General features: G+C 42.5%; 17 protein-coding genes and 2 pseudogenes. 7 read left to right on the plus strand and 12 right to left on the minus strand.

Features of this window, described 5'->3' with window-relative positions:
- Positions 1-31 precede the first annotated feature (31 nt).
- The 8 genes and pseudogenes from mcrC to HGKM_RS06915 form a co-directional block, all read right to left on the minus strand.
- Positions 32-1,093, minus strand: coding sequence for a 5-methylcytosine-specific restriction endonuclease system specificity protein McrC (gene mcrC / locus HGKM_RS06880; RefSeq protein ID WP_019134602.1), 1,062 nt, complete (start codon positions 1,091-1,093; stop codon positions 32-34).
- A pseudogene (locus HGKM_RS06885) lies at positions 1,086-1,940 on the minus strand (AAA family ATPase); the annotation flags it as partial. The pseudogene HGKM_RS06885 and the gene mcrC, both read right to left, overlap by 8 nt.
- A gap of 497 nt (positions 1,941-2,437) precedes the next feature.
- On the minus strand, positions 2,438-3,886 hold the full coding sequence (locus HGKM_RS06890; protein ID WP_019134604.1) for an ABC transporter ATP-binding protein: 1,449 nt from the start codon (positions 3,884-3,886) through the stop codon (positions 2,438-2,440).
- Positions 3,874-4,572: an energy-coupling factor transporter transmembrane component T family protein gene (locus tag HGKM_RS06895; protein ID WP_019134605.1), complete on the minus strand. Its 699-nt coding sequence runs from the start codon at positions 4,570-4,572 to the stop codon at positions 3,874-3,876. The genes HGKM_RS06890 and HGKM_RS06895 overlap by 13 nt, the downstream gene beginning before the upstream one ends.
- Positions 4,572-5,153 (minus strand): MptD family putative ECF transporter S component, encoded by a 582-nt coding sequence (locus tag HGKM_RS06900; protein ID WP_019134606.1) that lies wholly within the window; start codon positions 5,151-5,153, stop codon positions 4,572-4,574. Before HGKM_RS06900 ends, HGKM_RS06895 begins: the two co-directional genes overlap by 1 nt.
- Before the next feature lie 21 nt (positions 5,154-5,174).
- Complete coding sequence (locus HGKM_RS06905) at positions 5,175-6,905, minus strand: ABC transporter ATP-binding protein (protein WP_019134607.1); 1,731 nt, start codon at positions 6,903-6,905, stop codon at positions 5,175-5,177.
- A 1-nt stretch (position 6,906) separates the two neighbouring features.
- Positions 6,907-8,652, minus strand: a complete 1,746-nt coding sequence (locus HGKM_RS06910) for an ABC transporter ATP-binding protein (RefSeq protein ID WP_019134608.1) — start codon at positions 8,650-8,652, stop codon at positions 6,907-6,909.
- 73 nt (positions 8,653-8,725) lie between these two features.
- The gene (locus tag HGKM_RS06915; protein WP_019134609.1) at positions 8,726-9,364 is read right to left on the minus strand and encodes a TetR/AcrR family transcriptional regulator; all 639 of its coding nucleotides are present in this window, start codon (positions 9,362-9,364) and stop codon (positions 8,726-8,728) included.
- Between the two features lie 331 nt (positions 9,365-9,695).
- Here HGKM_RS06915 and HGKM_RS09095 point away from each other — a divergent pair, with 331 nt between their 5' ends.
- The 7 genes from HGKM_RS09095 to HGKM_RS06955 all read left to right on the plus strand — a co-directional run bounded on the left by HGKM_RS09095 (position 9,696) and on the right by HGKM_RS06955 (position 17,422).
- A complete protein-coding gene (locus HGKM_RS09095; RefSeq protein ID WP_019134611.1) occupies positions 9,696-9,935 on the plus strand; it encodes a hypothetical protein in 240 nt (79 codons plus the stop codon).
- Between the two features lie 82 nt (positions 9,936-10,017).
- A complete protein-coding gene (locus HGKM_RS06930; RefSeq protein WP_019134612.1) occupies positions 10,018-10,608 on the plus strand; it encodes an MptD family putative ECF transporter S component in 591 nt (196 codons plus the stop codon).
- Between the two features lie 6 nt (positions 10,609-10,614).
- Entirely contained in the window at positions 10,615-11,343 is a 729-nt protein-coding gene (locus HGKM_RS06935; protein WP_019134613.1) for an energy-coupling factor transporter transmembrane component T, read from the plus strand.
- Positions 11,340-12,809 (plus strand): ABC transporter ATP-binding protein, encoded by a 1,470-nt coding sequence (locus HGKM_RS06940; RefSeq protein WP_019134614.1) that lies wholly within the window; start codon positions 11,340-11,342, stop codon positions 12,807-12,809. The genes HGKM_RS06935 and HGKM_RS06940 overlap by 4 nt, the downstream gene beginning before the upstream one ends.
- Entirely contained in the window at positions 12,806-13,768 is a 963-nt protein-coding gene (locus tag HGKM_RS06945; RefSeq protein ID WP_019134615.1) for a helix-turn-helix domain-containing protein, read from the plus strand. Before HGKM_RS06940 ends, HGKM_RS06945 begins: the two co-directional genes overlap by 4 nt.
- A 117-nt stretch (positions 13,769-13,885) precedes the next feature.
- On the plus strand, positions 13,886-15,673 hold the full coding sequence (locus HGKM_RS06950; protein WP_019134616.1) for an ABC transporter ATP-binding protein: 1,788 nt from the start codon (positions 13,886-13,888) through the stop codon (positions 15,671-15,673).
- Positions 15,674-17,422, plus strand: a complete 1,749-nt coding sequence (locus tag HGKM_RS06955; protein WP_019134617.1) for an ABC transporter ATP-binding protein — start codon at positions 15,674-15,676, stop codon at positions 17,420-17,422.
- Between the two features lie 198 nt (positions 17,423-17,620).
- Here HGKM_RS06955 and HGKM_RS06960 read toward each other — a convergent pair.
- The 4 genes and pseudogenes from HGKM_RS06960 to HGKM_RS06975 all read right to left on the minus strand — a co-directional run.
- A pseudogene (locus tag HGKM_RS06960) lies at positions 17,621-18,307 on the minus strand (type I restriction-modification system subunit M); the annotation flags it as partial.
- Between the two features lie 789 nt (positions 18,308-19,096).
- Positions 19,097-19,999, minus strand: coding sequence for a 3'-5' exonuclease (locus tag HGKM_RS06965; RefSeq protein WP_019134619.1), 903 nt, complete (start codon positions 19,997-19,999; stop codon positions 19,097-19,099).
- A 401-nt stretch (positions 20,000-20,400) separates the two neighbouring features.
- Positions 20,401-20,781 carry an acetamidase/formamidase family protein gene (locus tag HGKM_RS06970; RefSeq protein WP_019134620.1) on the minus strand — a complete coding sequence of 127 codons (381 nt, stop codon included), beginning with the start codon at positions 20,779-20,781 and terminating at the stop codon, positions 20,401-20,403.
- Between the two features lie 26 nt (positions 20,782-20,807).
- The gene (locus HGKM_RS06975) at positions 20,808-21,125 is read right to left on the minus strand and encodes a hypothetical protein (RefSeq protein ID WP_034579948.1); all 318 of its coding nucleotides are present in this window, start codon (positions 21,123-21,125) and stop codon (positions 20,808-20,810) included.
- Positions 21,126-21,139: the final 14 nt, after the last annotated feature.

The following is a 21,139-nucleotide window of genomic DNA, read 5'->3' on the forward strand; positions in this document are numbered from 1 at the left end:
AATAATAGATCCCTTATTTCAACTTATTAACTTAACTTGAAATAAGGAAGTCCTCCACGATTTGATCCAATTGTCCGGCAATCTCCCGAAAATCCACATTCAGGTCCAGGGTTTTGGCTCCGATCCGGTTGCCACCGATGTCAAAAAGGCAGTCCGGTGTGAGGGCCTCATTTGTCTTGGCATAGAGAATGAGGCCCGCCACATTCCCGGTCCTCTCCTTGTCCTGGTTCTTTACATAGGTATAAATTTGATAGAGATTGGTTGAATGAAGGCTCCGCTTATCGTACCGGATCTGCATGGTCTTACTGTAGTATTTGGCATCAATAATGAGGATTTTCTCCCCCATCCGGAGGAAGACGTCTGTCTGCATACGAGGCAAGAAGCGGACCATGGAGGGTTCCTCTTCGCCGGATAGGTCCCACTTGACTTGTCCCGCTTTGACCTCGGTCAAGTAGGCATGGTGGCAGTGGTAGTATTCCAGGATAAAGCGCTCATAGAGTTGGGCCATATGGTCATCGGAGAAGGTCATGAGGCGGTAGTCCCCCTTGTCCGTGGTCTGAACCATCCCGTCCAGGACAAAGTAGCAAATATTGATGAGGAGCTCATAGCTTCCATTGTTCCGAAGGTATTGGAGCCTTGACCAGGCGATTTCCGACGGGTCCACCAAATCAACCCGGTCAAAGAAAACGAGGATTTTCATGAGTGCCCGCTTCCTCTCTACATCAACCCCCTCATCCCGGACCAGGTAATGGAGGGTGGTCTTCAGGATCCGGTTGTAGAGGTTGTTTTCCGACAGTTCATCAAATTCGCAGGCCAGGTCCTGCTTCCGCTGGATCCTATTCCGGATGGTTCCGGCGACATCCAGCTTCCCTCGCATGACCGTAAGGTCCTCCTCCTTGCCGGTGTACTCCAGGTAGAGCCCCTGCTTGACCTGCCTTCCCAGACCCTTGGCAAGGATGGCGGCAAAGAGGTCCTGGGCATGGTCAAAAGGCTCGGAGGCCAGGCTATCATAGTTGGAATTCCTAAGGACCTGGAAGGCATAGGACAGCATATAGTAAATATTCTTGATGAAGATGGTCTTATCCTTAGTCATCAAAGACCCCACGCAAGTTCATTTCCCACCGCTCCCGCTTGGCCGGCTCATCAAACCAGTATTCGCTGAGCATGGGGATCAGGTCAAAATCCACAAGCGACCGGATCCACTCCTCATCAGCGCCCACTTCTTCCCGTCCACAGAAGTAGCTGTGACCAATCCGGAAGCCGGGCCCCAGGGACCGGTCTTCCGCAATCTCTTCATTCAAGATTTTGACCTGGTTAATCAGCCGATCAAAGGTCCTGTTTGCCAATGCCCTCTGATACTTGGTGAAGCCCTCGGAATCAAATCCCGGTCCCAGGTCAAAGAAGCTGAACCGCCGGCGGAGGGCATAGTCGATCATGGCCAGGCTCCGGTCGGCCGTATTCATCATGCCGATGAGATAGAGGTTGTCCGGGACGGAAAAAGGCGAGCCGCTATAAGCCAGGGTGATTGCCTTCCCCCTGTAGTCCCTTTCGATGAGCATGAGTAGTTCGCCAAAAATCTTACTCATGTTCCCCCGGTTGATTTCATCAATAATGAAAAAATATTCCTGATCCGGGTGACTGGCCGCCATCTGACAGAAGCGGTAGAAGATCCCATCGGTCAGCTTGAAGCCCGCCCCATCCGGCCGGTAACCCATGACAAAGTCCTCATAGGAATAATTCTGGTGGAACTGGACCATCTCGATCCGGGACTCATCCACCTGGCCCATCATGGCATAGGCCAGCTTTTTGGCCGTGAAGGTCTTCCCCACCCCCGGTGGCCCCTGGAGGATCACATTCATTTTATTTCGAACCAGGGCTTCCAGAGAATCATAGCGGTCCGCTGTCATATAGACCTCATCCAGGAAATCTTCTTTTGTATATACCTTCCCACTGAAAACCTTCTCATTGAGAACTGTCTCTTGAAGGGAATTCTCTTCCCGGTAGAAATTGGCCAGATAATAGCCGAAATCAATTGTCGCTGTCCTCATGGCCGGATCCGGATAGCAAGAGGGAGTTAAAGCTTGGCGGATCATAGCTTTCAGGTCCTCATCCGCAGACAGGGCTTGGCAGATCTCATCATACATCTCAAAAGTCTGGCATTCCAACGACAAACACAAGCAGGCCATCTGGCAATGCAACAGGCACGGCAAGAAAAACTCTCCCTGCAAAAACGGAATGCATCTTACTGATGAAGAGCTAAAAGCTGCCGTCCTTTATGCGACCAACAAGCTCATAGAGAATAAAGATGAGATTCTTAATAGCTTTCAAGAGATTGGAACAGAGCTTCTGTGCTCTTGTAGATCACATCACGGTATTCAGCAAAGAAGATATCCGCATAACCTTCAGAAACGGCAGCGAGATTTGCGCTTAGCCGCCGTTATTTCATCATCTGCTCAAAATAAGAAATGAGCTTATGATATTCTGCCGTCTGTAAATCAAGTTTCTCATATCCATCTTGTTTGATCAGAAGGACCGTCCGGCAGACTTTCAGTAATAGTTCGATGTCATGCGTAATAATAAGTGTCGGGCGACCTTTGGCAAGTTCAAAGATAAGCTCGGCGATTTTATCCATGTGCATGTAATCCAAACCGCTGGTCGGCTCATCCAAAATAAGAATTTGCTTTTCACTCAAAAAAGCATTGGCGAGAGCCAGCCTTTGCTTTTGCCCGCCGGATAAGTTTTGCGGATGCTCGCTGCGTTTATTCCAAAGATCAATATGCTTAATGATCCAAGAGACCTCTGCCAAATAAGCATCGCTTATTTTTTTGCCGTTCGCGAGCGCCTCGTTTTCTACGGTATCAAAAAACAGCTGGTAGTCTACATCCTGCATCATGTAGTAGGCATTTTTCAGTCGTTCTCGCTGAGTTTTTCCCCATGAAATATTTTGCTTCTTGCCGGCAAGTCCGCAGAGAACACGACCTAAACTGCTTTTTCCGATACCATTTGTGCCGACAATCCCCATGATTTCATCGGAATGTAAGTCAAAGGATAAATTCGAGATGAGTTCTTTTTTGCCTACAGAGACATGAACATCCTTCGCAGAAAAAACACGCTCACCTGTCTTTGTCGTGTTGTGCGGAACAAGTGCGGAAAAATCTATCGTTCGAAGTCCCAAGTCTTTGCAATCGGATGATTTCAGTTCGCCCGCATCAAATTCTTTGATAAAAGTTCCGTCTTTCATGACATAGAGCTTATCGTAGAGATCCTCCAAAAAATATAGTCGGTGTTCGGCGATGATGATGGTTCTACCCGATGCTTTGAGCAATTTCAGGATGCCTTGCAAATCTCGGATACCTTCTTGATCAAGGGAAGCTGAAGGCTCATCAAAGAAAATAATCTTTGTGTCATAAACTAAGGTAGAGGCAATAGCTACCCGCTGTTTTTCTCCGCCGGAAAGTTCATTCAAATTTTTATCCATTAAGTGAGCAATGCTCATGTACTCAAAAGCTTTCTTCACCCGTTTTCTCAGTTCCGCCTGCGGCATGCCGAGGTTCTCTCCGACAAGGGCGACCTCATCTTCTGCCTTGCGGGTAAAGAATTGATCGGATGGATTTTGAAATACGTTGCCGATGACCTTAGCCAAGGTACCCGTCTTAAAATCATGCAGATTTTGATCCAATAATGTGACTTTGCCATCCAGTGTGCCTTCATACTGATCCGGTATGAGTCCGTTCATCACTCTGGTAAGCGTTGTTTTTCCGCAGCCGGAATTACCGGTGAGTACGACCAGTTTTCCCGGTGCGATCGCAAAATGAATAGCATGCAAAGATGACTTTTCTGCTCCTTGATAGGTGAAGCGCTCAATATTGACTTTCATGATGTCCATAGTGCAACTCCCAAAAGCGCCACGCCGGCAAACAGGCTGATGCCATCTGCGAATTTAAAGCGCATATCATAATAACTGGTTTTTTCTCCTTCATACTCGATACCTTTGGCAATAATTGAAGAGACAAGCGTTTCGCTGACATGCAGACACTTATATACCAAAGGAACAAAGTACAGCTCAAAAGTGCGGACGGGATGCAAAAGGGAAGCATGAAAGCCGCGGATTTTCATACCGTTTCGAATCTCATGCAAGCGCAGGCCAATTTCATCCATAAAACGCAAAGCTGCAATCATGGCTACACTAACGGTGTTGGGCATATGAAGCTTGCGAAAACAGGCTAAGATTTTCGATGGGCTGGTAAGAATCAATACAATGCCAATATTAAAGATCGGTATGAAGCGGGTAATGAGTGCAAAAAGTCCTATAAAAATGCCTGTGACATATCCCAAATCAGCGAAGGCCAAAAAATACATCATGCCATAGGAAACAGAAAAAACAATAATCTGTCTAAGGAAGAGACCTGTCGAGGCATTTAAAGCAATCAACAACGTCAGAACAAGCACAGCCCAATAGACCGTTTGATTGCCAAAAAAGACTTGGAAGGACACCAGAATCGTAAGCGCGAAGAGCGTATACGGATGCAGCTGTCCTTCCTCCTTTTTCTTTAGAGCTGATTTCTTTATCATCAGCTAAGCCTGCTTTGTTTACTATTCTTTTCAAAAAACTTGTTATTGATGAAAAGCCCGAAGCGGCCGGCGATAAGCTCCAAAACAATGTTTACCAAAACGCAAATCACTATTACATTTCCGGTATAGCTGGCCACCATCATTTGCGCTTGCTCTAAACTCATGCTGCTGACAAAGCGTGCAATGTTTTCGGCACCCAACAACACAACAAATAGAATCGGATGCATGGCGTAAATAAACATTGATGCGCTGAAAGCCATGGCAATACGGTTTTTATTGCTGTAATCACCTACAATCAGTTCAGCTATGATACCGGCAACAACACAAATCGGTGTTGCAATCCAATAGCCCATTGCAATGTATAAGAGACCGATAATCAGCCAAAAGAGAAACGATGCACCTCGTTTTTGCACCTTGCGTGCCATGATGACATAGACCGGTGCAACAAAGAAAGCACCAAATCCTGCGGATACATAAAGTGAAACCACGCCTAAAAGTCCCGTCAGCATACCGATGCCCATAGCCAGAACAAAGCCAATGACTCCAAGCACTGCAATTTGTACCACATTTTTAAGTTTCATAAAATCCTCCTTAAATGTTTTTTATATCTTCCAAGACTCAGCCGTTTTCCGAGCCTGAAGGAACCTGGAATAAATACCGTCTTTGGCGGCAAGTTCGTTATGTGTGCCACTCGCCACTACTTTGCCTTCATCAATCACTAAAATTTGATCGGCGTTTTCAACTGTTTTCAAGCGATGAGCAATCATAATGATGGTTTTATCTTTCATTAAGCTGTTCATAGCCTGCTGAAGCTTATCTTCGTTTTCCGGATCGACATTGGCTGTTGCTTCATCGAATATGATGATGGGCGCATCTTTGAGGATGGCTCTTGCAATAGAGATACGCTGTTTTTCACCACCAGAAAGAGATGCACCGCCTTCTCCGATTACCGTTTTATAGCCTTCCGGCAAACTCATGATAAAATCATGGCAAGCTGCTTTTTGAGCAGCTTGAACGACTTCTTCATGCGTGGCATTCATGTTTCCAAATTTGATATTGTTTTCAATGGTGTCTTGGAACAAATAGACGCTTTGGAACACCATAGAGATCTGATCCATCAAAGAAGTCAACGTATAGTCCCGAATATCATGTCCTCCAATTTTGATGCTTCCTGCATTGACATCCCAGAAACGGGCAATTAAATTACAAACCGTTGTTTTCCCGGATCCAGAAGGGCCTACGATGGCCGTGGTTGTTTTTGCCGGAACGGTAAAGCTTACATCATGCAAAATTTCTTTGCTTCCATACGAAAAGTCAATATTTGCTACCTTTATGGAGGCTTTTTTCGGACGGATGTCTTCACCATGAATATCCATAACCGGCATCTGTTTTAGGTTTTCTACCTGATCAATAGAACTGGATACCACACGCAAAACAGCCATAGATGAACCGGCGGAATCAATCTGGGCAAAAATCATAAAGGAAATGATAACGGACATCAGAGCATTTTCCGGAATCATAGCTCCTTGCACGTAAAGGTAAATAGCTACAACGATAATCAAAATGCTAAAGAGCTTAAGCACAAAATCCTGGGCCATATTGTAAGGCGTAAACATTTTTTCAATAGCAAGGTTGGTCTTCTTGTTACGACGAATTGCCGCATGAACCTTTTTATCACCTTTCCCTGTCAGATTAAAGGATTTAATAATGGACATTCCCTTAATCTGTTCAAGGACGGCTTCCACCAGTTCTGCTTGCGCTTCTTGGCGTTTCGGTGCAAGATGCGCCGTCTTTTTCTCCATCGCCGAGGTAACCCACAAATAAATCAGTGTACCGACAATAACGATGAGACCGATACGCCAATCCCAGATCAAGGTTATTAAAGTAAACACAAAAGCATTGAGAAAGCCTCCCATGATATTGATCAGCACAACCGGAGCTGTGTTTTCTACATCACCGAGAACCGTAGTAAGCGTTCCTACAATATTGCCGGTGTTTGCTTCATCAAAATAACCCATAGGCACGGTCTTCATTTTGTTTGCGACCGCAAGTCTCTGCCGAGCCACCATGAAGTAGCCGGCATGTGTTTGCTCGAGCTGAGCAAAGTAGTTGGTAAGAGCACGTCCGAAGATGCTGATAAGGAGAAAAAGGAGTGCCAAAAGAGCAGGGTTTATGCCGATATCTTTTCCCAGCATCCCTACGATGACAAAGTAAACAGCACCAATTTGAAACATATAGAAAATAGCAAAAAGAAAGGAAACGGCGATGGACTTTCTAATATTGCCCTGTTCCTCTCCGGCAAAATGTCCTATTTTTTTCAGTGCGTTCAACATGTTATTTACCTCCTTTCGCGCCTACATGAGCAAGCCACATACTTTGATAGAGCTTTGACTCTTCAAGCAGCTCTTGATGTGTGCCATGATTTTCGATTTTTCCTTCTTCTATGACGAAGATTTGATCGGCTCCCGTGATGGTGGAAAGTCTATGAGCGATTGCGATAACGGTCTTCCCCGCAACAAGTTGTCCCAGTGCTTGCTGCATCAGCACTTCATTCTCGGGATCAATGTATGCTGTTGCTTCGTCGAAAATGACAATCGGGGCATCTTTAAGCATGGCGCGCGCAATAGAAATCCGCTGACGCTCACCTCCAGAAAGATGAGTGCCTCCTTCTCCTGCAATCGTGTCATAACCGTTTTCCAGATTCTCAATAAAGTCATGACAGCCCGAAAGCTTCGCAATGTGCTCCACGTCTTCATCCGTAGCACTCAAGCAACCCATGCGAATGTTGTTGCGAATGCTTTCGTTAAAGAGAAAATTATCCTGAGATACAAAGGAAACGCTGTTATAGAGTTGTTCTAAGGGAACCTTTTTCGCATTGATGCCACCGATAGCGATGCTTCCTTTTTCCACATCCCAATAGCCGGCTATCAGTTTTGCTAAGGTCGATTTGCCGCCGCCGGATGGACCTACAAATGCATTAAAGCTCCCGTCTTTTATGCTTAAAGAAACATCATGAATAATTTCTTTGGCATCTTCACCGGATTCATAGGAAAAAGAAACATGATCGAGAACAATGTCGTGTTTGTTGAACGATATCGGGTGTTTTTCATGCTGCTGTTCTTCGGCAGCTAAGAGCGCATCAATCTGACCAACAACCGTTCCCACCCGAGCCAAACTGTCCACAAAATTCATGGCAGCCATCAAAAGGCCCGAAAGGGAGAAAGAGAGGATCACCGTCGTCAGAAATGTGCCTCCGTCCAAACTTCCACTTTGATAAAAAAGATATCCTGCCGGCAAAACAGCAAGCAGAGTTGTAGGAATTATCGATTTAGACAGCGACATTAAGAACTGAACGCTTTTCATCCAGTCGTAGTAGTATTGGGCATTTGCGAGAATTTTCTCGGAAAACTTGTGATAGCTGCTCTCTCCTTGATTGAAAGCTTTAATAACTTCAATGCCTCCGGCATATTCCGCAATAGCGGCATTCATCTGAGCGCCAACCTGGACCGAGCCGGCATATTGCTTGCCGTAGCTTTTCATAATGATACTCATAAAAAACATTCCGATCGGGATGGATACCAAAGATAACAGTGCCATGCGCCAGTCCAGTACAATGAGATAAATCAAAATACAGAGCGGCCCCACCATATTTGCCGTCATTTCCGGAATAAGATGAGCAACCGGACGCTCCAAACTTTCCACCTGATCTACAATGAGCTGCTTCCATTCACCGCTGGGTGTCGCTGTTACTTTCCCCAGCGAGAGTTTTGGAAGCTTGTGCAGCATTTTTTCGCGCAGTTCCTGTAAAAGTTCAAAAGTGACTTTATGGGAAACGGAAAGCGACAGTGAATATAGAACGGATTTCACGGCATAGCCTAAAAACCCGACAACGCAGGCTTTCATATAAGCACTGAAGTCTGTCACACCATTAAATAAGTTTGTCAGAACCTGTCCCGCAGCCACGTAGGGAACGATACCACCTAAAACTCCAAGTACCGCAAGACTCACAGAGAGTTTTAGTCCGGCGTGCTGACTGGCAGCCAGTTCCCACAGACGCTTTATGGGACTTTGTTTTTTCATGTTTTCACCTCCTCACGATCACATATAAAGCAAATTAGATAACTAAGTTATCTCTTGGATAAAAAATATAGAGCTACGGGCTGCGATACTTTTCCCAACCCGCATTGAAAAAAGTAGACATCGTCTTTGCCATACTGAGAAGCTGTTCTTTATCGGATGCGTGTACAACGAGTTCAGAGATGGCGTTGAAAAATGCATGATTGATGATATGAACACTTTGCTTGGTCATAATGGAATCCGCGTTTTCTTTCCCATGGATCATCTCTAAAATCGACCAGTCATTACGATCCTCAATTTCGATGATCTTATCTAAGAAATACTCATACTTTGTGCCATAGGATTTAAAAATAAGAAGCTCAAAGATATCTTTATGTGCATAGAAAAACTCAACACTTTTAAGCGTCCCTTCTTGTTTGAGTTCAAGAACTTTTAAGATTTTTTCTTTGGGAACGGGAAATTCCGTGCCGTAGGTGGAAAAACTTTCTTTTTCGTAGTAGTTATAAATTTCATTGATCTTATCTGCTAAAGGCTCTACCAACTTTGCAAACAAATCTTCCTTATCTGTAAAATGCTTATAGAAAGCTCCTGTTGTCACGCCAGCTGATTTACAAATTCTTCTCATATTTGCTTTTTCATAGCCTTCCTCCAAGAAGGCATCCAGACCACTTTTTAGTATGTTGGCATGAGTTTCTTCAAAATTACCTGTAGTCATAGATCCTCCCATCAAAAATAGTTCTTGTTTAGATAACTAAGTTATCTAAACATTACACCCAGCTGTTGCTATCTGTCAAGAGAAATATTTTTACGTCAATAATTATGACCAGAAGAAGACCTGGTTTTATATGATCGTGATGCTATTTGTCCTCTCGAATTGTTTTCGTGCCCCCATGCCTATTTTTCGTACCCCTGAGTATGAGTTTCGTACCCTAAGCGGCTGTGCCGTTAAAATGTATCAAATATGGCGTTTTGTTCTCAAAGATGCCCTTGACGGAAAAATAGAGCTTATCGTCACCAAATCGGTCTAGCGTTTTGCCAGAAATACCGTGGACAGCTTAACCACCATCCGAAAGCTCAAAAAGATGCAGGCAACCAAAGCCGATATCAAGTTCTGCCTGAAGCAGCTACAAAAACAAGACAGGCTTCTGCAAACATTCGACGAACAGAGCTTCTGTGCTCTTGTAGATCATATCACGGTATTCAGCAAAGAAGATATCCGCATAACCTTCAGAAACGGCTCAGAAATCAAGGCCTATAAAATGTCCGAATGGAGCTTTTTATTTTAATCGGAGTTGAATGAAATGCCCTTAAAGAAGTTTAATCAAATGTGCTAAGTTAGCTTATCCTAACTCAATGGAGGTTAATCGTATGAAAAAATCATCTGGAATTAAAGCAAAAGATTTGATCACCACAGGTATTTTTACTGCCATTATGTTTGCTCTTTGCATGGCAGTAGCAATGCTGGGTTACATGCCAATATTTATTCCGCTTTTAGGCATCATCGTGCCACTTATTGACGGTATTCCCTATGTGTTGTTTGTGAGCAAAACGAAAAAGTTTGGGCTTATAACCATTATGGGATTTTTGCTTGGACTACTAATCGGGGTCATGGGAATGGGCGTATATGCACCCTTCACCGGACTTATCGCGGGCCTTTTAGCGGATTCGTTATTAAAATCCTCGGATTATTCCAGTGCAAAAAAAGTAATTCTCAGCAAAGGTATTTTTTCAATATGGCTGATCGGCAACTATATTCCTATTGTTATTAGCCGTGATGCTTATTATCAAGATTTAGCACAAGGCGGTTATGGAAAGGCCTATGCGGATGCACTTATGAAGCTTATTCCGGACTGGAGTTTGATCCCATTACTTGTAGGCATATTTATCGCGGGCATCCTTGGTGCTTTGATTGGACGTTCCCTTCTAAAAAAGCAGTTCGAACGCGCCGGGATTGTCTAATCCATCATGCAGCCTATTCAAACGCGATCAAAAAAAGAATTTCTTGATCCTCGAACAAAAATACTTCTTGTCTTTACCATCGCTGCTGTCGTTGTGGGAGGAGGACATGGATATTGGCTGGCTCCGATTCGAATACTCCTTATATCCGTTCCCTTTATACTGTTTCTTATTGAAAGCAAGTGGAAATATGCCGCCATATATGCCATTTTATTCATAGCGGCCTATGTAGGGCAGATATATTTTTTACCGCTCGTTACCGGATTTTTAGGTTTTCTGTTGGTGGCTTTTTGCGGTATTTTTGTTCGCATGATGCCGGGGCTTGCCATGGGTGCCTATTTGCTCAGCTCAACGAAAATCAGCGAGTTTATGGCAGCAATGGAACGCATGCGTGTTCCTGCCCAGATTACGATTCCACTTTCCGTTGTTTTTCGCTTTTTTCCTACCATCCTGGAAGAGTATCACGCCATAGCCGATGCAATGAAAATGAGAGGCATCTCTTTAAGTGGTTCAAAACCGTGGAAAACTGTGGAATATCGTCTGGTCCCGCTGATGGTGTCCTGCGTGAAAATCGGTGACGAACTTTCCGCATCTGCTTTAACACGTGGCTTAGGCGCGCCGATTAGGCGCACCAATGTCTGTAAAATTGGATTCCATTTGCAGGATATACTCTTTCTGATGCTTTGCCTGGTTAGCTTGTGTGTACTTATCTTTTATAAGATCGGAGGTTCGTCATGATAGAAATAAGAAATTTTTCTTTTTCCTATACATCCTCTGACCAAAGTACACTTAAAAATATCAATCTGAGAATCCCTGACGGTCAATGCGTTCTTTTAACGGGAATGTCCGGATGCGGTAAGACGACCATAATACGAGCTTTAAATGGACTTATTCCTCATTACTATGAAGGAAAAAGTTTGGGAAGTGTATCTGTTTTTGGTAAAAGTCCACAAACGCTTGCTCTATATGAACTCGCGCCGATTGTTGGCTGCGTATTTCAAAATCCCCGCAGCCAGTTTTTTAATGTAGATACGGATAGTGAACTGGTTTTTGCCTGTGAAAATTTAGGTATGTCAAAAGAAGATATTCGATTGCGCTTTAACAAAATCGTATCCTCTTTGCATATTGAGAGATTGATGGGAAAGAGTTTGTTTCATCTTTCTTCCGGAGAAAAACAAAAAATTGCTTGCGCCTCTGTGGCTGTGCTTTCTCCCAATCTTGTTCTTATGGATGAGCCAAGTGCTAATCTTGATTTTTCCGCTATCGCAAATTTGCAAGGGATGATACAATTTTGGAAAGATGAGGGAAAAACAATCATTATTGCCGAGCATCGCATCCATTATTTAAAAAATTTAGTGGATCGTGTGATATTGCTTGATGACGGCGAGATGATCGGAGACTATCAAGGCGTTAACTTTTTCGAGTTACCGAGTTCGTTTTATGAAACGCATGGGATACGTATTCCGGACATAAAACAACTTTCATTTGGAGCTTTCGATCCATTATCGCCGACGAAAGATTTTTTAGAGCTTTACGATGTGAATTTTTCCTACCACAATACGCAAAGCGTATTGAATATTCCGAAATTTCAACTTCCTCTGGGAAGGGCAACAGCTCTCATAGGTTCAAACGGTGCTGGCAAGTCCACTTTTGCCAAACTTCTTTGCGGACTGGTGAAAAAAGATAAAAGCAAACTAATCTATAAAAACAAGACTTTTCCACCTAAAAAAAGACGTGATCTGACCTATCTTGTGCAACAGGAAGTGAATCATCAGTTGTTTACAGAAACGGTTATGGAAGAGCTTTTGATTTCTCAGGAAGAAGAAAATCATACTGTAGCCGAGGCAATACTCCAAGAACTCCATCTGGATGGCTTTAAAGATGAACATCCCATGTCTCTTTCAGGAGGGCAAAAGCAGCGTGTTGCAGTAGCCTCCGCTCTGATGAGCAATCGAGATGTTTTAATCTTTGATGAGCCGACCAGTGGTCTTGATTTGGAAAACATGCAGCGTTTTGCACAAATTATAAAGAGAATAATTCTTTTAGGAAAAACATGCTTAATTATTACTCATGATCCGGAGTTTATCGCTCTTGCCTGTCAGCATATTGTTGAAATGAAAGATGGGCAGATTAAGGAGCAATATGATTTGAACCAGACGACAGTACAGAAATTGCAGAATTTTTTTAGAGAGGAGGTTTCATGACAATGAACGCCTTAGGCAATATGGGAGATAATATCAAAATGCAGAAACGAGAAGATGGCAGTTCTATCTTTTTTTTGCATGATGAAACCGGCTCGGGGACGATGACTTGCTACTCCCTTTTCGAAGGCGTCTTTGTACTTTTTAATGACTTTCATCTCAAAACTTGTTACTCAGCTTTCAAGCCACATCAATCGATGTTTACCATTGATTACTGTAAAGAAGGAAGAATAGAAAATAGCATTCATCCGGAAAAGTACACTTATATCAGTGCTGGTGATTTGCAGATGGAAGTACGCACCCAGCATTACGGAGAGTTTTACTTTCCACTTAAACACTATCATGGAATCACAATCAGCATTCTCTTTCCACAGGGTTCTGAAACGATAAGGACATTATTAAACGGATTTCCGGTTGATGTGGAAAATTTGAAAAACAAATTCTGTAGAAAATCAAAAGCCTATGAAACATTTATTATGCGTTCCAATCCACAAACGAACCATATCTTAGCCGAAATTTATCAAATTCCTGAAAAAGATAGAGTTCCTTATCTGAAAATTAAGGTATTAGAACTTCTTCTTTATTTGGATGGTATGGATATTTCTTTGGCAAAACAACAAAACGACTTTTTAAATTTCGCCCAAGTTACTAAGATCAAATCTTTGGAAAAAAGGTTAACTTCACATCTTGACCGATTTTATACGTTAACCGAATTTTCGAGTTTCATTGATATGCCACTCACATCTATGAAAAAAGCGTTCAAAATTATTTATGGAAAATCGATTTATGCCTATATGAAAGAGTATCGCGTTAATGCAGCGGCTTTGCTCTTACAAGATTCATCGAAGAGCATACTTGAAATTGCGAATGATTTAGGCTACCAAAACCCATCCAAATTTTCAGCTGCCTTCAAGTCCCTTCGTGGTTTAACGCCACGAGACTATAGAAAAACTCTTGTCTGAACGGGGCTGTTTTCCCATTAGAGGGTGGAATGGACCACACCTTATTTCATAAACTGCTTTAGAGAATACGTTGAATTCTCTTCGACCAAAACAGTTTAGAAATGAGGTGTTTTTATTTTGAAAATCAAAAAAAGAATATTGCCGATTGTTCTGTCTTTTGCAGACAGTGCAAAACCACAGTTTATACTATCTATTCTATTTGCCGTGCTAAGCGTTTTCTGTGGTTTTTTGCCTTATTTTGGGATCTATCAAGTCCTTCTTGTGTTTTTTTCAAAAGTACAAGATAGCAGTCAAATTTCTGTGCATTCACTTGTCCCTTGGTTCCTTTTGTGCGTCGCAGGATATGGCCTTAAAGTCTTGTTTCACACAATCTCAACGAATCGGTCTCATCATGCCGCCTATCATATTCTTAAAAATATACGAAGCCGACTGACCGATAAATTAATGCGATTGCCGCTTGGAACTGTAACAGGAAAAACCGCCGGTGAACTCAAGAGCATTATTGTTGACCGTGTAGAAACGATTGAATTACCTTTGGCACACTTGATACCGGAAGGCTTATCGAATCTGATTTTTCCTGTTATCGTATTTATTTTCATGCTGGCATGGAATTGGAAAGTCGCATTGGCATCTGTTGCCTGCATTCCTTTTGGTGTGCTCGCTTATGCGATCGTCATGAAGACATTTAACAGCAAATATGACAGCTATATGAAAGCTGCTAAAAAAGTGGACAGTGTGATTGTGGAATATGTGGAAGGCATTGAGGTTGTCAAGGCTTTTAATCAATCCAGTAAATCCTATAAAAAATATACGAATGCAATCACGTCCTTTAAAGATTTTACTTTAGATTGGTTTCGCTCCACTTGGCCGCTGATGAATTTTGCAGCGGCGATACTGCCGAGCACACTGTTAGGCATTCTTCCGGCAGGTATCTTGCTTTATGCTACAGGAAATCTAACACCTGCTGAACTAACGCTTACCATCATCCTTTCCTTAAGTCTGGTAGGCCCCGTTTCATACTTTACGACAGCTGTCAACAGCTATAAATCCATTGAATACGCTCTGCTGGATGTTCAGAAAATCTTAGACTTGCAAGAGCTTCCGGAAGAAAAAGAGTCGAAAAAACTGTCCGGTTATGACATCTCATATAAGGATGTCACATTTTCTTATGAAGAGGCTCAAGCACCTGTCGTCAAAGATTTTTCTTTAGAAATACCCGAGGAATCTTTCGTAGCTTTGGTAGGTCCTTCCGGCGGAGGAAAATCTACCTTATCTCGATTGCTTTTACGTTTTTGGGATGTGAATCAAGGATGTATTTGTATCGGAGGAAAGGATATACGCTCTTTGCCACTTGGACAACTCTCAGGACTCATCAGCTATGTTTCTCAGGATAATTTTCTTTTCAATATGTCCCTTTTTGAAAATATCCGCGTAGGCAATCCGGCCGCAACAAAAGAAGAGGTGTTTCAGGCTGCTCATATGGCACAATGCGAAGAGTTTATTTCACGTTTAGAAGAAGGTTGGGACACGCCGGCTGGAGAAGCGGGGGATAAACTGTCAGGCGGTGAAAAACAGCGTATAGCGATTGCCAGGGCAATACTAAAAGATGCCCCTATCGTTGTTTTGGATGAAGCAACCGCATTTACTGATCCGGAAAATGAACTTCAACTCCAAAAATCGATTAATGAACTAACGCGTGGCAAGACGCTGTTAGTGATTGCCCATAGGCTTTCTACGATAAAAAATGCCGACAAAATCGTTGTTTTGCAGGAAGGCACAAAAGTGACGGAAGGAACGCAGAATGAACTTCTGAAGGCTTGCCCCCTTTACCGCTCCATGTGGGAAGCACATGTTGGTGCCAAAGCATGGGCGGCATCCAATCAAGAGAAAGGAGCGGATAAATAAATGTTTACCATGATCAAACGTATCGTTGATTGGACAGGTTCTTATAAAAAAAGATTTTACTGGGGCATCGTCTGGTCGTTATTAGAGAATTTCTTTATTGCTTTTCCCTTGATGGGAGCGGCTTATGTTCTGAACCTTATGCTGCAGGATACGGCAGGGCTCAGGAGTTTGCACACAAAGGAAGCTTTATGGGCGCTTTTGTTTATGGTTTTCTGTGTTTTAGGTCGTTTCTTCTTCTCCTATCTGCGGGCTGTTTTTCAAGAAAGCATTGCTTATGAAAAAACAGCCGAGGAGCGCATCGAGATAGGCGATATATTAAAGCGAGTTTCCCTTGGCTTTTTTGATCGTCACAAGACCGGTGAAATTGCGGGAGCAGTTACAACCGACTTATCTACTTTGGAATTGTATGCCATGAAGATGACGGATACGGTTATCGGAGCTTATTTGCAGACTCTTGCCATGATTCTATGCATCCTTTTTTTCTCATGGAAAGTGGCAACTGTTGCTTTAGTGGGTGTATTATGCTCTGCATTTTTCCAGCGCCGACTGGTGAAAGATAGCCGGGCAAACACAGCGGTGCGCCAGAAAGCCAATGATAGCATGATTAATGCAACACTCCAATTTATCCGTGGAATAACGGTTATTAAATCGTATGGGAGAACAGGAAGCGCCGTTGCGGAACTACAAAAATCTTTTTCCGATCAACGTGACATCAACATCAAAATAGAAAATGCTTACATGTGGACGAACGGTCTTTATCAGTTAAGCCTAAAATTGACCTCCGTAGCAATCGCTTTTATGGTATGCCTTCAAACCATTCACGGTGAAATTTCTCTGCCTATCATGCTCATGATAGTGATCTTTTCATTTGTTATGTTTGCTCGTTTGGAAACGGTAACCGATGCTTCTCACACCTTGGAAATGATGCGAGCAGCGCTGGACAAACTTCAAACAATTAAGACGGCAAACTATATCGACGAAGATTCAAAAGACATTGTTTTAAACAATTTTGACATTTCTTATCAGAACGTATCTTTCGCTTACGATCACAAAAATGTTATCGAGAATGTGAGCTTTTCTCTTCCCGAAAATTCAACTTTAGCCATCGTGGGACCCTCCGGTTCCGGTAAAACAACGCTCTGTAATTTGCTTGCCAGATTCTATGATGTCAATCATGGGTCTATTTCTATCGATGGACATGATATCAGAGAAATGACTTGTGATACTCTGCTGCAATATATTTCGATCGTTTTTCAGCACGTCTATCTGTTTCATGACACGATATTGAACAACATTCGTTTCGGCAGACCGGAAGCCAGCATCGAGGAGATTAAAGAAGCTGCCAAAAAGGCGGCTTGTCATGAATTTATTGAGAATTTACCAAACGGCTATAACACGATGCTTGGCGAAGGCGGATCGACACTTTCAGGAGGAGAAAAACAACGCTTATCCATTGCTCGTGCCATACTAAAAGATGCACCTATCGTTATATTAGATGAAGCAACTGCCAGTGTTGATCCTGAAAACGAGCATTTCATTCAACAAGCCATATCCGCCTTGGTCAAAGGAAAAACATTGATCGTTATTGCCCACAGGCTAAACACAATACAGTTTGCTGACAATATATTAGTTATAGACCAAGGAAAGCTGGTACAGCAGGGAACGCATGAACAGTTAATAGAAGAAGAAGGAATATATAAAGATTTCCAGAAAATACTCAATAAGACAAGTAACTGGCAACTCAGTTGAAGAAATTTATTTTAATTTAGCAACTTCAATTATTATGAAAAGGGGGACTCCTGCATGCTCATGTTTGCAGTCAGTCCCTTTTGTTTTAGGGTTAGCGCATTAGTTTTCGTACCCCTTGCTCATTTTCGTACCCCTGAGTATGAGTTTCGTACCCTAAGCGGCTGTGCCGTTAAAATGTATCAAATATGTTGTTTTGTTCTCATAGACCTTGTTGATTTCCGTCTTCCCCACTGTCCCAATCCGGGTGAGGAGCTCGGATACGTCCGCTGGGGTGAAGAATTCCCCACCTGACTTCCCCGCATTGGAAGCATACATGGTCATGAGGTATTCGTAGGCATCACCGAAGGCATCGGTGACATGGCTCTTCACCTGACCAAGATTCATATCTGCCACCCCATCCAGGAGCTTGCAGAGCTTCTCATTCCTCTTGGCCACAGTGGAGCCCAGCTTATTGTTATTCACATCAAAGTCATCGAAGAGGCCAGAAAAGTTGCTTTCCGACTCATTCCCTTGGGCCGACTCTTCAATGGAGTGGAAGATTTTTTCCAAGGTCTCGTTGAGGTTGTCATCCCCTTTGGCTCGGACCCGGACATTGCAGAATATCTGGGAGGGATAGATAAAGAAGCCCTTCTCCTCTACCAGGCCTTGCCTGGCCTCCTCCGCCTCTTCATCTGACATCTGGGCATAGTCAAAGTCAGGTTTGCCGGCAGCGACCTCCCCTTCATTAATGTAGTTGGTGATGTTTTCCGAAATATAGCGATAGAACATGGTTCCAAGGACATAATTCTTTAAGTCCCAACCATCCACGTCACCCCTGAGCTCATCAGCAATGGCCCAGATAGCCCGGTGGAGTTTCCCCCCCCCCCCGCTCCTCTTGTCTTCGATTCTCGATGGCCACTTGTCTTTTCCTTTCCAAAATTCGTATTTTGCAAAGGATTCCTATGATCATATGGGTTGATCACAGTATCCTTGTTTTATGAGACTTATCCTGATTTTCGATAATACAATCGACACCAGAAGTATCTAAAAAACCAAAGAAATTGTCAAAGAAAAGGCCCACTAGGAAGTGGGCGTTTTGGGGGAGTAGTGTTGGTTGAGGTTTTTTAGCAAACCACCACTATAGCAATTAGGGGTGAAATAGTGTTGGTTTGCTATTTTTCGACAATCAACACTATATTTTTGAGGGCTTCATAGTGTTGATTTGGCATTTTATCAAAGCCAACACTATTCTTTTCATCCGAAACGCTATTCTTTATTCGGAAAAGTAATGTCTATTCTCAATTTTCAGCAAACTAACACTATAGATCATTCAAAATGTGTAGTGGTAGTTTGCCTTTTTTTTTGAAAACAACCACTATTGACTAGGCAAAAGCCATAGAGTTGATTCTACGTTTTTGACGAATCAACTCTATATTGAAGTGAATAAGTTTCCTATTAGCTTAAAGAAGTATCAATATAGAACTTTTTATCTTAGTTTTATAAAAATTAAACCTATTATAAAACTTTCTGTTACGAAAAGGATGCCATTAGTCAAATCATTGATAAGAGTAGTCGCCTTTAGCATAATTCACTTTAAGGTTATTTCCCTTTTCCCTATCTGTATTTATACCTATTCTGAAACCGAAATTCTTCTTATAAAATTAGATCAAGGCAATTAATCTTGTTAATCAAATCTTATTCATCTAATAAATCATAAAAAGTCTTCTCGTCAATGATTTCAATGTCTTGACCGTCAAGCTTTAGCTTTTCAGCCTTTTTATGTTTATTGGATTTCTTGCCTTTTAGAATAGCATGATAGTCGTTATCACCCAAGATTAAATAATTCGTCTGCTTGTTTACTCCTGCATCTAAAATGCCACCAAGGTCTACTACAATTTGCATAGCATCCTTACGCCGCATTTCCTCAAGTTTCCCAGTAAAAACAACATGTTTATTAAAGAAAAAACCATCTTCGTTAATATCTACTTCAGTGGGCTTAATCGCCTTGATATTAATTCCTCTACCCCCATTTTTGCTATATGCCCATAAATCTTCAATACTTAGATTTCTGGTTGCCATACTTGCTTTAATAGCATCATATAATTCTTTAGTTGAAATGCAGTCTGATAAGGCACGATGTTCATTGTTATGCAGGTCTAAATATTGGGTTAAATCGCATAGACGATGTCGCTTAAGCTCGGGATATAACTTTCGTGCGAATTGCATCGTGTCCATATATTGGTTAGGAAGTTCTGCGTTAAATCCTTTCTTTATAAATCGCATATCAAAAGGGGTGTTGTGACCAAGAATAATATCATTGCCTATAAACGTAAGTACCTCTTCTTTTACTTTAATTATAGGAGGCATCCCTTCTAACATTTCGTTTGTAATTCCAGTAAATTGTGTAATAAAATCATCTATTTCGAAGCTGGGTTTAATCAATTGACTATAACGATTAGTTATCTCATTATTCCTAACTTTTAAGATCCCAATTTCTATGATTTCGTCATAGTAAGCAGATAATCCCGTTGTTTCCGTATCTAACACACAATAATCATTAATGATCTGCTTAGTGTAGTTTTTATTAGCACTGGACATAAAAGCCACCCCCTTATTATTAAGAATTATCCCCTAGATCACTAACTACAATTATATTAAATAAGTTTATCTTCAACAGCAAAAAGCACATCAATAGATTGCTGAGAACCTTCATTTTATCCAGTCATGTTTATAGTCTATTAAGCAATGCTTAAACACCCTGCTTCTCCCACTCGACTTCCGAACATAACAAATCAAACCTTAGGCAAGCTGCCAACTTCTATTAGTGTGCTGGAATAAATTCCCTCTCTTCTCAAGGAGAGCTTTCTATTCAGACCCTTTTCGACGATTATATCGTAATACTCATAACTGGGTCCCACTTTCCGGATGTAAGACTTTAAAAGAAAACCGTAGTAGAAACTACGGTTTGATTTCTGTATTCAATTGACCAAATTCCTAAATTATAGAGACTGAAGCAACTTTTCCAAACTCAACACTTCTTGTAAAATGCTGGCTCGATAGGTCTTCATTGGATTGACCAGTTGAGAAACTTCTAAATCCACCGCCAATGAGCCGATGATATACGCCTCTTCAAAAGAGATATTCAGCGCCTTGGCAATGTGATGAATGTCGACTTCCGCCGCCTTGAAAGATGCTTCGTCACCGGTCTCTCCGGAGGCAAGGAAAGAAATTCTCCCATCATGAGCAAGGAAAGGCCATTCCACACCTTTCCCTTTTTTTATTAGTTCAAAGCCTACCCTTACATCCCCTTTTGTTTCCAAGGCCGCAAAGGACATCTCCCCATCACCCATGCAAGCGTGGCAGTCCCCAGGGGCAAACATGGCCCCATCTTGGCCGTCGTTTTTTATTATTTTCTTCGTGAAATCAAACTCCCCAAAAAGCTTCCCACCAGAGCAAGAAAGCCATAGGCCGGACCATATATGATGGCGGTTTCATTAAAGAAGGTAAATACAGCGGGAAGGAAGACTACCAGGACCAGTAAGGGATAGAGCCAGTCCCAAGAGTGTTTCATCCCATAAAACTCGGATGAAACAAGGATGATGGCGGGGATGGCCACCAGGAGGATGGCCATCCCACTTCCGGTATCGATGATAAAAAGGGGCAGGACATAAAAGGCCAGGATAGCAACCAGTAGATAGGGGACCATGGGTCGGAGTCTATTCATGAGCAATACCTCAA

Origin of the sequence: Kallipyga massiliensis ph2 (assembly GCF_000311985.1) — a bacterium.
GTDB lineage: Bacteria > Bacillota > Clostridia > Tissierellales > Peptoniphilaceae > Kallipyga > Kallipyga massiliensis.

What these genes read in the sequence shown, in the direction of transcription:
- HGKM_RS06895 (WP_019134605.1), bottom strand. Translation starts at nt 4,572, where the DNA reads ATGATAAAGAAATCAGCTCTAAAGAAAAAGGAGGAAGGACAGCTGCAT.
- mcrC (WP_019134602.1), bottom strand. Translation starts at nt 1,093, where the DNA reads ATGACTAAGGATAAGACCATCTTCATCAAGAATATTTACTATATGCTG.
- HGKM_RS06915 (WP_019134609.1), bottom strand. Translation starts at nt 9,364, where the DNA reads ATGACTACAGGTAATTTTGAAGAAACTCATGCCAACATACTAAAAAGT.
- HGKM_RS06900 (WP_019134606.1), bottom strand. Translation starts at nt 5,153, where the DNA reads ATGAAACTTAAAAATGTGGTACAAATTGCAGTGCTTGGAGTCATTGGC.
- HGKM_RS06930 (WP_019134612.1), top strand. Translation starts at nt 10,018, where the DNA reads ATGAAAAAATCATCTGGAATTAAAGCAAAAGATTTGATCACCACAGGT.
- HGKM_RS06940 (WP_019134614.1), top strand. Translation starts at nt 11,340, where the DNA reads ATGATAGAAATAAGAAATTTTTCTTTTTCCTATACATCCTCTGACCAA.
- HGKM_RS06955 (WP_019134617.1), top strand. Translation starts at nt 15,674, where the DNA reads ATGTTTACCATGATCAAACGTATCGTTGATTGGACAGGTTCTTATAAA.
- HGKM_RS06965 (WP_019134619.1), bottom strand. Translation starts at nt 19,999, where the DNA reads ATGTCCAGTGCTAATAAAAACTACACTAAGCAGATCATTAATGATTAT.
- HGKM_RS06975 (WP_034579948.1), bottom strand. Translation starts at nt 21,125, where the DNA reads ATGAATAGACTCCGACCCATGGTCCCCTATCTACTGGTTGCTATCCTG.
- HGKM_RS06935 (WP_019134613.1), top strand. Translation starts at nt 10,615, where the DNA reads ATGCAGCCTATTCAAACGCGATCAAAAAAAGAATTTCTTGATCCTCGA.
- HGKM_RS06890 (WP_019134604.1), bottom strand. Translation starts at nt 3,886, where the DNA reads ATGGACATCATGAAAGTCAATATTGAGCGCTTCACCTATCAAGGAGCA.
- HGKM_RS06910 (WP_019134608.1), bottom strand. Translation starts at nt 8,652, where the DNA reads ATGAAAAAACAAAGTCCCATAAAGCGTCTGTGGGAACTGGCTGCCAGT.
- HGKM_RS06970 (WP_019134620.1), bottom strand. Translation starts at nt 20,781, where the DNA reads ATGTTTGCCCCTGGGGACTGCCACGCTTGCATGGGTGATGGGGAGATG.
- HGKM_RS06945 (WP_019134615.1), top strand. Translation starts at nt 12,806, where the DNA reads ATGACAATGAACGCCTTAGGCAATATGGGAGATAATATCAAAATGCAG.
- HGKM_RS06905 (WP_019134607.1), bottom strand. Translation starts at nt 6,905, where the DNA reads ATGTTGAACGCACTGAAAAAAATAGGACATTTTGCCGGAGAGGAACAG.